This window comes from Streptomyces sp. NC-S4, assembly GCF_054353315.1.
The window spans coordinates 734,900-750,977 of record NZ_CM135937.1; the positions used below are offsets into that span (position 1 = coordinate 734,900).

4 protein-coding genes (1 of these 4 only partly in view) are annotated in these 16,078 nt (G+C 71.9%); all 4 read right to left on the minus strand.

Annotation, left to right across the window (positions count from 1 at the left end; translation table 11 throughout):
• A protein-coding gene (locus ACXNSR_RS02870) for a type I polyketide synthase (protein ID WP_458640547.1) crosses the window boundary here: on the minus strand, positions 1–13,110 show its 5' end (the start). The gene continues 21,402 nt to the left of window position 1, outside the view; only the first 13,110 of its 34,512 coding nucleotides appear in the window; it begins with the start codon at positions 13,108–13,110; the stop codon falls past the left edge of the window.
• Positions 13,111–13,374: 264 nt separating this feature from the next.
• A complete protein-coding gene (locus tag ACXNSR_RS02875; protein ID WP_458640548.1) occupies positions 13,375–14,925 on the minus strand; it encodes a PH domain-containing protein in 1,551 nt (516 codons plus the stop codon).
• Positions 14,922–15,422: a PH domain-containing protein gene (locus ACXNSR_RS02880; protein WP_376161986.1), complete on the minus strand. Its 501-nt coding sequence runs from the start codon at positions 15,420–15,422 to the stop codon at positions 14,922–14,924. Before ACXNSR_RS02880 ends, ACXNSR_RS02875 begins: the two co-directional genes overlap by 4 nt.
• A gap of 64 nt (positions 15,423–15,486) precedes the next feature.
• Positions 15,487–16,002, minus strand: coding sequence for a hypothetical protein (locus ACXNSR_RS02885; RefSeq protein WP_458640549.1), 516 nt, complete (start codon positions 16,000–16,002; stop codon positions 15,487–15,489).
• Positions 16,003–16,078 lie beyond the last annotated feature (76 nt).

The window sequence follows — 16,078 nt, forward strand, 5'->3', positions numbered from 1 at the left end:
GTCGAGCAGCGCCGGGTGCAGCCCGAACCGCGCCGCATCCCCGCGCCCGTCCTCCGGCAGCACCACCTCGGTGAACAGCTCGCCACCACGCCGCCAGGCCGCCTTCAGGCCCTGGAACAGCGGCCCGTAGGAGACACCCTCCTGAGCCAGGTCCGCGTACAGCCCGTCGACGTCCACGGGCACGGCGCCCGACGGCGGCCACACCGCCAGCTCACCGAACTCCAGCGAGGCCTCCGGACGCGCACCAGCCGCAAGCACACCCGACCCGTGACGCGTCCAGGACTCCTCGGCGAGGGCGTCGCGGCGACGCGAGTACACGCCGAACGGACGACGGCCGGGCTCGATGGGCGCCTCGACGACCAGTTGGAGCTGCACGCCTCCCCGCTCGGGCAGAACGAGCGGCGCCTCCAGCGTCAGCTCCTCCACCACATCGCAGCCGACCTCGTCGCCGGCGCGGATCGCCAGCTCCACGAAGGCCGTGCCCGGCAGAAGCACGCCGCCGTGGATCGTGTGATCGGCGAGCCACGGGTGGGTCTCCACCGACAGCCGACCGGCGAGGAGGACGCCTTCCGAATCGGCGAGCGTCACCGCCGCGCCCAGCAGGGGGTGCCCGGCGTCACCGAGCCCCATCGCCTCCGGATCCCCGGCCGCGAACGCAGCCGCACTGGGCCAGAACCGCTGACGCTGGAACGCGTACGTCGGCAGGTCAACCCGCCGGGCGCCGGTGCCAGCGAAGTACGCCGTCCAGTCGACGGTGACGCCGTGAACGTGAGCCTGCGCGAGGGCGGTGACGAGAGTCTCGACCTCGGGACGGCCGCTCCGGAGGACCGGGGCGAAGACGGCGTGGTCGATCTCGACCAGGCAGTCCTGGGCGAGGGCGGAGAGCACCCCGTCCGGGCCGAGCTCGACGAATGTCGTGACCCCAGCGGCCTCCAGGGCGCGGATGCCGTCGAGGAAACGGACCGCCTCACGGACGTGCCGCACCCAGAAGTCCGCCGAACCCATCTCGTCGGTGACGAGGGCACCGGTCAGGTTGGAGACGACCGGGATGCGCGGGGCGCCGAACGACAGCCCCTCCACGACCTGGCGGAAGTCCTCCAGCATGCCGTCCATGTGCGGCGAGTGGAAAGCATGGCTCACCGTCAGCCGCTTGGACTTGCGGTCGGAGAACGACTCGGCGATCGCCGTCGCGGCGTCCTCGTCACCCGCGATGACCACCGACCGGGGGCCGTTGACGGCCGCGATGCTCACCCGGTCCGTCAGCAGCGGGAGGACCTCGTCCTCCGACGCCTGGACGGCGATCATCACACCACCGGCCGGCAGCGCCTGCATCAGACGCCCACGCGCCGCCACCAAGGCGCACGCGTCGTCCAGCGAGAACACCCCGGCCACGTGCGCGGCGGCGATCTCACCGATCGAGTGACCGGACAGGAAGTCCGGCCGCACACCCCACGACTCGACGAGCCGGAACAGTGCCACCTCGACCGCGAACAACGCCGGCTGCGTGTACTCCGTACGGTCCAGCCCAGCCACGTCGTCCCCGAACAGGACCTCCTTCAGCGGCCTGTCGAGCACCGCGTCCATCTGTGCGCAGACGGCGTCCAGCGCGTCCGCGAACACCGGGAAGGCCGCATACAGCTCACGGCCCATCCCCAGCCGCTGGCTCCCCTGCCCCGTGAACAGGAAGGCGGTACGGCCGTCGCCGGCCGTGCCCGTGGTGATCCCGGGCGCGGACTCGCCGTTGGCGACGCGTCCGAGTGCGTCCCGCAGGACCTGGGCGTCTTCGGCGGGCAGGACGAGGGCGGCGCGCTGGTCGAGGTGCGCGCGGCTCGCGGCGAGGGAGTACGCCAGGTCGACCGCGTCCACGCCGTCGTCCTCGGCGGCGTCCAGGTACGCGGTGAGAGCCGCCGCCTGCGCACGGAGGGCGCCCTTGGTCTTGCCGGAGAGGAGGTACGGCAGGACACGGCCCGGTCGTACGGTCGGCTGCGCGTCGGCGCGCGCCGGCTCCTCGGACTCGGCGTCGGCGTCGGGCGCCTGCTCGATGATGGTGTGGGCGTTGGTGCCGCTGATGCCGAAGGAAGAGACGCCGGCTCGGCGCGGGCGCCCGGTCTCGGGCCATTCCACCTGCTCGGTCAGGAGCTCGACCTCGCCCGCCGTCCAGTCGACGTGCGGGGTGGGTGCGTCCACGTGGAGGGTCTGAGGAAGCACCCCGTGCCGCATGGCCAGCACCATCTTGATGATGCCCGCGACACCCGCCGCGGCCTGGGTGTGCCCGATGTTCGACTTCACGGAGCCGAGCAGCAGCGGCCGGTCCGCCGACCGGTCCTGCCCGTACGTCGCCAGCAGCGCCTGCGCCTCGATCGGGTCACCGAGACGGGTACCCGTACCGTGCGCCTCCACCGCGTCCACGTCCGCCGCCGACAGACCCGCACTCGCCAGAGCCTGGCGGATCACCCGCTGCTGCGACGGACCGTTCGGCGCCGTCAGACCGTTGCTCGCACCGTCCTGGTTGATCGCGGAACCACGGACCACCGCCAGCACCGGGTGCTCGTTGCGGCGCGCGTCCGACAGACGCTCCACGAGCAGCATGCCGACACCCTCACCCCAGCCCGTGCCATCGGCGGCCGCGGCGAACGCCTTGATCCGGCCGTCCACCGCCAGCCCCCGCTGACGACTGAAGTCGACGAAGTTCTCGGGCGTCGACATGACGGTGACGCCACCGGCCAGCGCCAGCGAGCACTCGCCGTTGCGCAGGGCCTGGATCGCCCAGTGCAGGGCGACCAGCGACGACGAGCACGCCGTGTCGACCGTCACCGCCGGGCCCTCCAGCCCGAACACGTACGAGACGCGGCCGGACATGACGCTGCCCGCGTTGCCCGTGCCGACGTGGCCCTCCAGGCCGTCCTGTTCGCGGGCGACGAGCGAGAGGTAGTCCTGGCCGTTGGTGCCGACGAACACCCCGGCCCGGCTGCCGCGCAGCGACGACGGGTCGATACCGGCCCGCTCGAAGGCCTCCCACGAGGTCTCCAGCAGCAGCCGCTGCTGCGGGTCCATGGCCAGGGCCTCGCGCGGCGAGATCCCGAAGAAGTCGGCGTCGAACTCCGCCGCTCCGGCGACGAAACCGCCCTCGCGGGTGTACGAGGTCCCCGGCTGGTCCGGGTCGGCACTGTAGAGGCGGTCAAGGTTCCAGCCGCGGTCGGCCGGGAACTCGGCGACCGCGTCCGTACCGTGCGCGAGTAGCTGCCACAGGTCCTCGGGGGACGCGATGCCACCGGGGAACCGGCAGCTCATGGCCACGATCGCGATCGGGTCGCCGTCGACGGCCGCGGCGACGGGCAGCAGGGCTCCGGAGACGGGGACACTGCCGACCAGTTCGTCACGGAGGTGGTCGGCCAGCGCGGCGGACGTCGGGTAGTCGTAGATGAGCGTGACGGGCAGCCGCAGCTCCGTGGCCGCGCCGAGGCGGTTGCGCAGCTCGACAGCGGTCAGGGAGTCGAACCCGAGCTCCTTGAAGGCGCGTTCGGCGCCAACGGCGTCCACACCGCCGTGTCCGAGGACGGCCGCCACATGCGTACGGACGAGGTCGAGCAGCTCCCGCACCTGCTCGGCGGGGGCGAGCGCGGCAAGTCGCCCGGAGAGCGTGCCCGGAGCGTCCGCGTGGGCGGTCGCCCGGGCGGCGTCGGCCTCGGCCGCCGCGCGAGCGGCGCGTACCTCGCTCAGCTCGCTGAACAGTTCACTGCGGCGTACGGCCGTGTGGCCGGCGAGATACCGCTCCCACTCGACATCGGCCACCGTGATCGAGGCGTCCTCGGCAGCAACGGCCTGCCGGAGCGCACGGATCGCCGGCCGGGCGCTCATGGGCGGCACACCGTCCCGGCGCATCCGGGCCTCAAGGGCCTCGTCGGCGGCCATGCCGCCGTCGGCCCAGGGACCCCAGGCGATCGAGGTAGCGGCCAGCCCGGCGGCGCGCCGCTGCTCGGCGAGGGCGTCCAGGTACGCGTTCGCGGCAGCGTAGTTGCCCTGGCCGGCGGTACCGATGGTGCCGGTCATGGAGGAGAACAGGACGAACGCGGAGAGCTCGATGCCGAGTTCGAGGGTCAGCTCGTGGAGGTTGAGCGCCGAGGTCGCCTTCGCCCGCAGCACGCTCTCGAAACGCTCGGGCGTGAGGGCGTCGAGGACACCGTCATCGAGGACCCCTGCGGTGTGGACGACACCCGTCAATGTGTCGGCCTCGGCTGCGAGCAGTGCCCGCAGGTCGTCCCGGTCAGCCACGTCACACGCGACGACCGAAACCTCGATTCCCAGTTCCGCCACCAGCTCGGCCGCACCCGGAGCATCAAGACCACGACGGCTCGTCAGCACCAGACGCTCGACACCCGCACCGGCCAGCCAGCGCGCGACCCGGCCGCCCAGAGCACCCGTACCACCCGTCACCAGAACGGTGCCGGACGGCGCCCAGGAGTCCGTGCTGCCGCTCGCGGCGCGGACCAGCCTGCGCCCGAAGACACCGGACGACCGCACAGCAACCTGGTCCTCACCAGCAGAAGCCAGCACACCCACCAGGCGGGACATCGCCCGCTCGTCCCACACCTCGGGAAGGTCAACCAGACCACCCCAACGCCCCGGAACCTCCAGAGCAGCCACACGGCCCAGACCCCACACCTGCGCCTGCACGGCAGAGACGAGACGATCCGAACGACCCACACTCACCGCACCACGGGTCAGGCACCACAACGGCGCCTCCACCCCCGCATCACCCAGCGCCTGCACCAGACCAGCCGTCGCCGCAACAACCCCGGCCGACTCGTCCAGGGCGAGCAGCGACACGACACCTGCGACGGCGCCCGCGCCGGACAGCAGCTCCGCCAGAGCCGCACGATCCGTACCCGACTCGACAACAACCCGGCGGACCTCAGCCCCACCGCTGGCCAGTGCATCCACCACACCCACGGCCAACGACTCGTCCTCGCGCGCGACGACGACCCACTCACCGCCCAACGCCGCCCCGCCAGACACGGTCAGCGGCTTCCACGACACCCGGTAACGCCAGCCATCCACCTGCACCTGCTCCTGCTGCTGTCGGCGCCATGCCGACAGAGCCGGGACGAGTTCGCTGAGGCTCGTGTCGTCGTCCACGTCCAGTTCCGCCCGCAGAGACGGGAGATCTCCCCGCTCCACCGCGTCCCAGAACCGGGCATCCACTGCGTCGGCAGCCGGCTCTGAGGCGACGGCGGCGGACAGGATCGTCTCCGGCCAGTAGCGCTGCCGCTGGAAGGCGTACGTCGGCAGCTCCACCCGCCCGGCGCCCGTACCGGCGAAGAAGGCGGACCAGTCCACCTCCACACCCCGCACATGAGCCTGCGCCACGGCAGTGACCACCGTCTCAGACTCACCACGCCCCGAACGCAGCACCGGAAGGAACGCAACGTCCGCGTCACCGGTCAGACAGTCCTGCGCGAGCGCGGACAGCACACCATCCGGACCGATCTCGACATACGTCGTGACCCCGGCGGCCTCCAGGGCGCGGATGCCGTCGAGGAAGCGGACGGCGTCCCGGACGTGTCGCACCCAGAACTCCGCCGAACCCATCTCGTCGGTGACGAGGGCGCCGGTCAGGTTCGACACGACCTGAATATGCGGGGCCTCGAACGACAGCCCCTCAAGCACCCGGCGGAAGTCGGCCAGCATGCCGTCCATGTGCGGCGAGTGGAACGCGTGGCTGACCGTCAGCCGCTTGGACTTGCGATCGGCGAACGACTCCACCACGGCCGCAGCGGCATCCTCGTCACCGGCGATGACCACCGAGCGGGGACCGTTGACGGCCGCGATGCTCACGCGGTCCGTCAGCAGCGGGAGGACCTCGACCTCCGACGCCTGGACGGCAATCATCACGCCACCACCGGGCAGCGCCTGCATCAGACGGCCACGGGCCGCCACCAGCGTGCACGCGTCGTCCAGGGACAGCACCCCGGCCACGTGCGCGGCCGCGATCTCACCGATCGAGTGACCGGACAGGAAGTCCGGCCGCACACCCCACGACTCGACGAGCCGGAACAACGCCACCTCGACCGCGAACAGCGCGGGCTGCGTGTACTCCGTACGGTCCAGCCCAGCCGCCTCGTCCCCGAACAGGACCTCCTTCAGCGGCACTTCAAGCTCGGAGTCAAAGCGCGCGCAAGTCTCGTCCAGCGCATCCGCGAACACCGGGAAGGAGTCGTACAGCTCACGCCCCATACCGAGGCGCTGGCTCCCCTGCCCCGTGAACAGGAACGCCAGTCCACCACCCGACACCGCACCCCGCACCAGCCCCGGCACCTGCTCGCCCGCGGCCAGGGCCGCCAGGCCCGCCGTCAGCGACTCACGGCTCTCGGTGTCCGCGACCAGGACCGCGCGCGTCTCGAACGTGGACCGGCCGGAGGTAAGGGAGTACGCGATGTCGGCGGAGGCGGCCTGCGGGTTCTCGGCGAGCCAGGAGGCGAGCTGCTGGGCCTGGGCCCGCAGCCCGGCAGGGTCCTTGCCCGAGACGGAGAAGGGCAGGACCGGGGTGGCGGAGCCGGTGCCGTGACCGGCTGCCGGCGCCACCTCCTCCGCCGTCGGCGCCTCTTCGATGATCGTGTGCGCGTTCGTACCGCTCAGGCCGAAGGAGGAGACGCCGGCTCGGCGCGGGCGCCCGGTCTCGGGCCATTCCACCTGCTCGGTCAGGAGCTCGACCTCGCCCGCCGTCCAGTCGACATGCGGGGTGGGCTCGTCCACGTGCAGGGTCTGCGGAAGCACCCCGTGCCGCATGGCCAGCACCATCTTGATGATGCCCGCGACACCCGCCGCGGCCTGCGTGTGACCGATGTTCGACTTCACGGAGCCGAGCAGCAGCGGCCGGTCCGCCGACCGGTCCTGCCCGTAGGTGGCCAGCAGCGCCTGCGCCTCGATCGGGTCACCGAGACGGGTACCCGTACCGTGCGCCTCCACCGCGTCCACATCCGCGGCCGACAGACCCGCGCTCGCCAGAGCCTGGCGGATCACCCGCTGCTGCGACGGACCGTTCGGCGCCGTCAGACCATTGCTCGCACCATCCTGGTTGATCGCCGAACCACGCACCACCGCCAGCACCGGGTGACCGTTGCGGCGCGCGTCCGACAGCCGCTCCACGAGCAGCATGCCGACACCCTCACCCCAGCCCGTGCCATCGGCGGCCGCGGCGAACGCCTTGATCCGGCCGTCCACCGCCAGCCCCCGCTGACGACTGAAGTCGACGAAGGCATCAGGAGTGGACATCACGGTCACGCCACCGGCAAGCGCCATGGTGCACTCGCCCTGCCGCAGGGCCTGAACGGCCAGGTGCAGGGCGACGAGCGACGACGAACAGGCCGTATCGACCGTGATCGCGGGGCCTTCGAGGCCGAACACGTACGAGAGACGGCCGGAGACGACGCTCGCCGCGTTGCCCGTGCCGACGTGCCCCTCCAGGCCGTCGGCTTCACCCGCGACCAGGGAGAGGTAGTCCTGGCCGTTGGTGCCGACGAACACCCCGGCGCGGCTGCCGCGCAGCGACGACGGGTCGATACCGGCCCGCTCGAAAGCCTCCCACGAGGTCTCCAGCAGCAGGCGCTGCTGCGGGTCCATGGCCAGGGCTTCGCGGGGCGAGATCCCGAAGAAGCCTGCGTCGAACTCGGCGGCGTCGTAGAGGAAGCCGCCTTCGCGCGTGTACGAGGTCCCCGGCTGGTCCGGGTCCGCATCGTAGAGGTGGTCCAGATCCCAGCCGCGGTCCGCCGGGAAGTCGGCGACCGCGTCCGTGCCCTGGGCGAGAAGCCGCCACAGGTCTTCCGGAGTCCGTACCCCGCCGGGGAAACGGCAGCTCATCGCCACGATCGCGATCGGATCGCCGTCGGCCGCCACGGAGACACCCTGGGGAGCGTCGGCCTTCGGCGCGCTGCCCACCAGCTCCCCGCGCAGGTACTCCGCGAGGGCCATGGAGGTCGGGTAGTCGTACACGAGGGTGGTGGGGAGCCGCAGCGCGGTGGCCGCGCCCAGCCGGTTGCGCAGGTCCACGGCGGTCAGGGAGTCGAACCCGAGCTCCTTGAAGGCGCGTTCGGCCCCGACGGCGTCCGAGCCCTCGTGCCCGAGGACGGCGGCGACGTGGGTACGGACGAGGCTCAGCAGCTCCCGCTCCTGCTCGGCGCGAGGCAGCTCGGCCAGCTTCGCGAACGCGGCACCGGCGACGTCGGCACCCGTGACCAAAGTCCCCTGTCCGGTGGCGGCGGTACCTTCCGGGCCGCCGGTGACGAAGTCGTCGACCAGCGGGTTGGGGCGGGCTCCCGCCACGATCGCGGAGAAGCGGTCCCAGGTGATGTCAGCGACGGTCAGGGCGGTCTCTTCGGCGCCAACGGCTTGAGCCAGCGCGGCGATCGCGGCGTCGGGGGCCATCGGCGGCACACCCTCACGCCGCATCCGCGCGTCCATGGCTTCGTCGGCGGCCATGCCGCCGTCGGCCCACGGGCCCCAGGCGATCGAGGTCGCTGCCAGCCCTGCGGCACGCCGCTGCTCGGCGAGCGCGTCCAGGTAGGCGTTCGCGGCGGCGTAGTTGGCCTGACCGGCCGCGCCGATCGTGCCGCTCATGGAGGAGAACAGCACGAATGCGGAGAGCTCGATGCCGAGCTCGACGGTCAGCTCGTGCAGGTTCAGCGCCGAGGTCGCCTTCGCCCGCAGCACGCTCTCGAAACGCTCGGGGGTAAGGGCGTCGAGGACACCGTCATCCAGCACACCAGCCGTGTGCACGACCGCCGTCAGCGTGCCGGCCTCGGCCTCCAGCAGCGTACGCAGGGCATCCCGGTCGGAGGCGTCACACGCCACGACCGACACCTCAACACCCAGCCCGGACAGCTCCGCCACCAGCTCGGCGGCACCCGGAGCCTCGAGGCCACGACGGCTCGTCAGCACCAGACGCTCGACACCCGCACCGGCCAGCCAACGCGCGACCCGGCCGCCCAGAGCACCCGTACCACCCGTCACCAAAACGGTGCCAGACGGCGCCCACGAGTCCGTGCTGCCGCTCGCGGCGCGGACCAGCCTGCGCCCGAAGACACCGGAGGCCCGCACCGCAACCTGATCCTCACCAGAGCCGGCCAGCACACCCACCAGGCGGGACATCGCCCGCTCGTCCCACACCTCGGGCAGATCGACCAGACCACCCCAACGCTCGGGCAGTTCGAGGGCGGCCACACGGCCCAGACCCCACACCTGCGCCTGCGCGGCAGAGACGAGACGGTCGGAACGACCCACACTCACCGCACCACGGGTCAGGCACCACAACGGCGCCCCCACCCCCGCATCACCCAACGCCTGCACCAGACCAGCCGTCGCAACAACCCCGGCCGACTCGTCCAGAGCCAGCAGCGACACCACACCAGCAACAGAACCCGCATCAGACAGCAGCCCAGCCAGGGCGGCACGGTCGGCGTCGGCCTCAACGACAACGAGGCGGACCTCAGCCCCACGCCCAGCCAGCGCATCCACCACACCCGCGGCCAGGGACTCGTCCTCGCGCGCGACGACGACCCACTCGCCGCCCAACGCCGCCCCGCCCGAGACGGTCAGCGGCTTCCACGACACGCGGTAACGCCAGCCGTCCACCTCCGACTGCGTCCGCACCCGTCGGCGCCATGCCGACAGGGCCGGGACGACCTCGCTCAGCGGCTGTTCGCCGTCCGCGTCCAGTTCGAGCGCGGCGGCGAGCGCGGCCACGTCCTCGTGCTCGACCGCGTCCCAGAAGGCGCTGTCGGCCGGGTCCGCCCGGTGCGCGGGCGCCGTCTGCGACTCGGCTGCGGGGGTGCGGGCGTTCATCCAGTAGCGCTGCCGCTGGAACGCGTACGTCGGCAGCTCCACGCGCTCCGCGCCCGTACCGGCGAAGCAGGCGGACCAGTCGACCTCCGCGCCCCGGACGAACATGCGGGCGACGGCGTCGAGCAGTGTGGCGTTCTCGGGGCGGCCGGCGCGCAGCGCGGCGGCGAAGGCGAGGTTGGCGGGGTTGGCGGGGTTGGCGGGGTTGGTGGTGTCCTGCGGGTCGGTGACCAGGCAGTCCTGGGCCATGGCGGTGAGGACGGGGTCGGGACCGAGTTCCAGGAAGGAGTCGGCGCCACGGGCTTCGAGGGTGCGTACGCCGTCGAGGAAGCGGACGGCGTCGCGGACGTGCCGGACCCAGTGTTCGGGGTTGGCCAGTTCGGCGGCGGTGGCGGTGGTCCCGGTGAGGAGGGAGACGACGGGCAGGGTGGGCGTGCCGTAGGCCAGGACCTGCGCCACGCGGCGGAACTCGTCGAGCATGCCGTCCATGTGCGGCGAGTGGAACGCGTGGCTGACCGTCAGGCGCTTGGTCTTGCGGCCCTGCGCCTCGAACGCCTCCGCGATCGCGACCGCCGCGTCCTCGTCACCCGCGACCACAACGGCCTGCGGGCCATTGACCGCCGCGATACTCACCCGGTCCGTCAACAGCGCCAGGACCTCGTCCTCCGACGCCTGAACCGCGACCATCACACCACCGGACGGCAACGCCTGCATCAGACGCCCACGCGCCGCCACCAACGCACACGCGTCGTCCAGCGAGAACACCCCGGCCACATGCGCGGCCGCGATCTCACCCACTGAGTGACCGGCCACGAACGCCGGCTTCACACCCCACGACTCCACCAGCCGGAACAACGCCACCTCGACCGCGAACAACGCCGGCTGGGTGTAGGCGGTCTGGTTGAGGAGAGCGGCCTCGGGGGTGTCCGCCTCGGCGAACAGGACGTCGAGCAGCGGGTGTTCGAGCTGTTCGTCGAGGTACCAGGCGGCGTCGTCGAGGGCGTCGGCGAACACCGGGTGGGTCTCGTACAGTTCGCGGCCCATGGCCAGTCGCTGGCTGCCCTGACCGGTGAAGAGGACGGCGAGGCGTCCCGCGGCGGGGGCTCCCTGGACGACGGCGGGGGCGTCGGATCCGTCGGCGAGGGTGTGCAGACCGCGCTGGAGGGCGGTGCGGTCGTCGCCGAGGACGACGGCGCGGTGTTCGAAGCGGCCGCGGGTGGCGGCGAGGGAGTGGCCGATGTCGTGGGGGGTGGCGTCCGGGTGGGCGTCGAGCCAGTCGCCGAGGCGCCGGGCCGTGGCGCGCAGGGCTTCCGGGGTCTTGGCGGACAGTGCCCAGGGCAGCGGACCGGACAGCGGGCCTGACAGCGGACCGGCGGCCTCGTCCCCGGGTTCCTGCGAGCCCTCCGTCGCGGATGCGGACGGCTGGTCGGCCGCGTCCTGTGCGTCGTCCTGCGCACGGTCCTCGGTCGGCGGCTCCTCGATGATGGCGTGGGCGTTGGTGCCGCTCATGCCGAAGGAGGAGACTCCCGCGCGGCGCGGGGCGTCGGACGTCGGCCAGTCGACGGCCTCGGTGAGGAGGGAGACGGCTCCGGCCTGCCAGTCGACGTGCGGGGTCGGCGCGTCGACGTGCAGGGTCCTGGGCAGGACGCCGTGGCGCATCGCCATGACCATCTTGATGACGCCGGCGACGCCGGCGGCGGCCTGGGTGTGGCCGATGTTCGACTTCAGGGAGCCGAGCCACAGCGGCCGGTCGGCCGGGCGGTCCTGGCCGTAGGTGGCCAGCAGTGCCTGTGCTTCGATCGGGTCACCGAGCCGCGTACCCGTGCCGTGTGCCTCGACCACGTCCACGTCGGCGGACGTCAGGCGGGCGTTGGCCAGCGCCTGGCGGATGACGCGCTGCTGGGCGGGGCCGCTGGGCGCGGTCAGGCCGTTGCTGGCGCCGTCCTGGTTGATGGCGGTGCCGCGGACGACGGCGAGGACGTGGTGGCCGTTGGCGCGCGCGTCGGAGAGGCGTTCCACGAGCAGCATGCCGGCGCCCTCGCCCCACGCCGTTCCGTCGGCGCCCGCCGCGAAGGGCTTGCAGCGGCCGTCGGGGGCGAGGCCGCGCTGGCGGCTGAAGGAGACGAACGAGCCGGGGCTGGCCATGATCGCGACGCCGCCGGCGAGCGCGAGGGAGCACTCGCCGCTGCGCAGGGCCTGGACGGCGAGGTGCAGGGCGGCGAGCGAGGAGGAGCAGGCGGTGTCGACGGTGACGGTGGGGCCTTCGAAACCGAAGGTGTACGCGATGCGGCCGGAGGCGACGCTCGCGGCGTTGCCGGTGACGAGGTAGCCCTCGAATCCGTCGGCGGCGTCTTCGAGCCGGGGGCCGTATTCCTGCGTCTCCGCGCCGACGAACACGCCGACCTGGCCGCCGCGGAGTCCGGCGGGGTCGAGGCCGGCCCGGTCGAACGCCTCCCAGGAGGTTTCGAGGAGCAGGCGCTGCTGGGGGTCCATGGCGAGCGCTTCGCGCGGGGATATCCCGAAGAACGCGGCGTCGAATTCGTCGGCGTCGTGGAGGAATCCGCCTTCGCGGGCGTACGTGGTGCCGGCCCGGTCGGGGTCCGGGTCGTAGAGCGAATCGAGGTTCCAGCCGCGCCCGGTGGGGAATTCGGAAATGGCGTCGATGCCGGCGGCGACGAGTTCCCAGAGCGCTTCGGGGGAATGTACGTCGCCGGGGAAGCGGCAGCCGATACCGACGATGGCGATCGGTTCGTCGCTGCTGACGGCGGCGGTGACGGGTGCCTCGGCGGGGGTGGTCAGGCCCAGGAGCAGGGCGTGGATCCGGCGGGCGAGGTGGACGGGGGTGGGGTGGTCGAAGGCCAGGGTGACGGGCAGGCGCAGGCCCGTGCCGGCGACGAGGCGGGCGTGCAGGTCGACGGCGGCGAGCGAGTCGAAGCCGAGGTCGAGGAAGGAGCGGTGCGGGTCGAGGGTGGCGGGTGCGGTGTCCCGCAGGGAGGCGGTGACCAGGGAGGACACCCAGTCGAGCAGCGCGGTGTGCTGTTCGTCCCCGGTGAGCCCGGCGAGGCGCTCCCGCCACTGATCGCCATTGTCCGAGGCGTTGTCCGAGGCGTTGGCCGTGGTGTCGTCCGTGCCGTCGTCCGTCGCGTTGCCCGTGGTGTCGTCCGCGATGCCGTCCGTAGCGCTGTCGGCGCAGCCGGATTCGGATTCGCCCTGGGTTTCGCCGGCCTCGGAGGCGCCGTCGATTTCGGCAGCGAAATCCTGGGAATCGTTCAACATCGCGCGCTCCATCACTCCGTGCAGAGAAACCTAAGACCAGAGTTGACCCTGGCACGGGAGAGCTTCCACAGAAACCCCTAACGCCCCCCTAGGGGCCCCTATGCGGTGGCCCTTCGGAAGGCGTCGTCATTCTGCGAGCGCGATCAATCATATTGCCCTCGACGTACGGGCAATTGCAAGGATTCTGTTGTCGTACGAAGACGGAGGGGCGGTCGTCAGGACCGCCCCTCCGTCTCCCGGGGGTGCGCCAGTTGGTTCTTGGGGTCAGTGGCCGGCGGGCACCCGTTCGATGAACGGGGCGAGCAGGCCGGGCACCGTCTCCTCGGCGAAGGCGAGGCCGTCGCCGACGCGTACGTCGCGGACCTTGTAGACGCCGTTGCCGACGGCGGTGGCGGCTCCCAGGGTGAGCAGGCCCGCGCGGCGCTGGAAGACCGAGCGCGTGATGGACCAGCCGATGATCCCGTCCCGCTGCACGGCGACGGTGCGGCGGGTGAAGGTGCCCGCCCGGGTGACCAGGTAGGGGCCGTGGACGGCGTGGCCGAGGTTGCGGTAGGCGTCGAAGGCGAAGGCCACTCCGGCGGCGAACAGCACGACCGCGGTGATCCAGCCGGTGTGCACGAGGACCGGGGTGAGCCACAGGCCGAGGCCGACGAAGGGCGCGGCGAGCAGGACGGACCAGATCAGGGCGCGGTTGATCCTGCGGCGCAGGGCGGCGCGGGGGTGCGGCGCGAGCTCCGCCGCCGTCGTCGGGGAGACGGTCTCGCCGAGGACGTCGGCGGCGATCCGGCGGGCCAGGGCCAGGGGTACGGGCGGGGTGAGCCGGCTGCGGCTGCTGTTCTCGTCCTCGTCGCCGAGGCCGCTGGCGACGGCCTTCAGGCGGGCTCCCCCGGCCCAGCGCAGCAGCAGGGGTTCGGCCACTTCGGCGCCGCGCAGCCGCTGTTCCTCGATGCTGACGGAGCGGGTGACGAGCAGGCCGCGGCGGACGCGGAGCAGGCCGGTCTCCGGGCGGTCGAGGCGGTAGCCGCCCCAGCCCTCTATGAAGGTGGCGGTCGATCCGGCGACGCCGATCACGACGATGACGAGGAGGGTCACGAGGATTCCGTACCAGAGCGGTACGGACCCGAAGCGGTCCTCGATGTCCTTGACGATGCCGAGTTCCAGGGGGTCGATCTTCATCTCGTGCAGCGTGCGGTAGACGCTGCCGACGGCGATGAAGACACCGCCGACGCCCCAGAGGGTCAGCGGCGCGTACCGCAGCCACGCCCAGTCGAGTTCGGCGAGGGTGGCGTCGGTGTCGGGGTCGGCGGTCGCCAGGCCCTGGCGGGCGTGGCGCAGTTCGCTCAACTGACTGCGCAGCGCTTCGGCGTCGCGGACGCTGAGGCCGTCCAGGGACAGGCCGCCGCCGGAGGTGGCCTGGTCACCGGTGGCGACCTTCAGGGAGGTGAGGCCGAAGATCCGGTGGAGGGGGTTGGCGGTCAGGTCGACGCTGCGGATGCGGTCGACGGGGATCGAGCGCTCGCTGCGGAAGAACCATCCCTTGTGGAGCTCCACGCGGTCGTCGGTGACGCGGTACCGGGTGGTGAGGAGGCGCATCGTGCTGATGCCGGAGATGACGAGGCAGGTGATGAGGAACGAGGCGAGGGTGATCAGGACCTGGAGGTTGATCTCGCCGCCGGTGATGACGGTGGTGGCGGCGAAGGTGGCCAGCGGTGTGGCCACCACGCTCAGGTTGACGAGGAACAGGCGCGGGTTGAGCCGTCCCCACGCGTCGTGGTCGGCGTGGTCCTGGTGTCGGACCGCGGTGTCCGGTGTCACGTGGCGTCTCCCGGTACGGCCTGGGTGGACCGGGTCAGCTGCTCCACGAGTTCGGTGGCGGTCCGGTGGTCCAGTCCCTTGATCTTCACGGCGCCGGCGGAGGACGCGCTGGTGACGGTGATCCCGGAGAGGCTGAACAGCTGCTGGAGCGGGCCGCGGAGCATGTCGACGGTCTGGACGCGGGACAGGGGGACGACCCGCCACCGCTGCCAGAGCCATCCCGAGGCGGCGTAGACGGCCTCGTCGGTCATCTCCCAGCGGTGCACCCGGTAGCGCCAGATGGGCATGATGCCCATGTAGAGGAGTCCGGGGACGAGCGCGACGAGGAAGAGGGGGCCGAAGACGAAGCGCGCCGGGGAGATGGTGAGCCAGAGCACGCCGAACACGAGCGGGAGCGGCAGGGCGAAGAGGGACGACTGGAGGGTCCACCAGCCGATGGCGCGGCTTTCGACGCGGTTGCGAGGCGGACGGAGCCTCAGTTCTTGGTTGTCTAGCACTGCTTCACCCTGGTTCCTGAAGGATCTTGAATCGTCGCGGGATCGTCGCGGAGTCGTCGTGGGGTCATCGTGTGATCGTCGCGGTCCGTACGGCACGCAGCCGGGACAGGAGGACGGCTGCCCGGGCCGTCACCATCGACAGGGACAGCAGGGCGAGCGAGCTGATGAGGACCTCGCTGCCACTGAGTTGGTAGTCGGTGGTGAAGCGGTTGATGCGTGCGCCGAACCAGTGCTCGCAGCCGTAGGCGAAGAGGATCTGGGCTCCGCAGAGGCAGACCCAGACCGCCGCCTGGCCGGACCCGCCGGTGGTGCGGATGTCGCCCGCGGGGTCCCGGTGGGCGGTGAGCGGGGAGCTCGCGACGAGTCCGCAGATGACCCCTACACCTATGGCGGCGAGGTGCAGCGACGTGTCGTTGCCCGCCGTCGGAAAGGATCGGACGCACGCGCCGGTGACGATGGCGGCCACCAGTGTGGGGCCGGCGATCCTCACGGCGGTGATGCGCCGGTTGCCGGAGTCGGTCGCGAGGATGACGGCCAGGATGGTCCCGCAGGTGATGAGTGCCGTCGTGAACTGCCCCACGTGACCGAACCCGCCCTTTCCGCACTGCCTCGAAGTCCGTTGTCGCGGTTCTCCTTCCGCTGGTTCCAACGTAGGC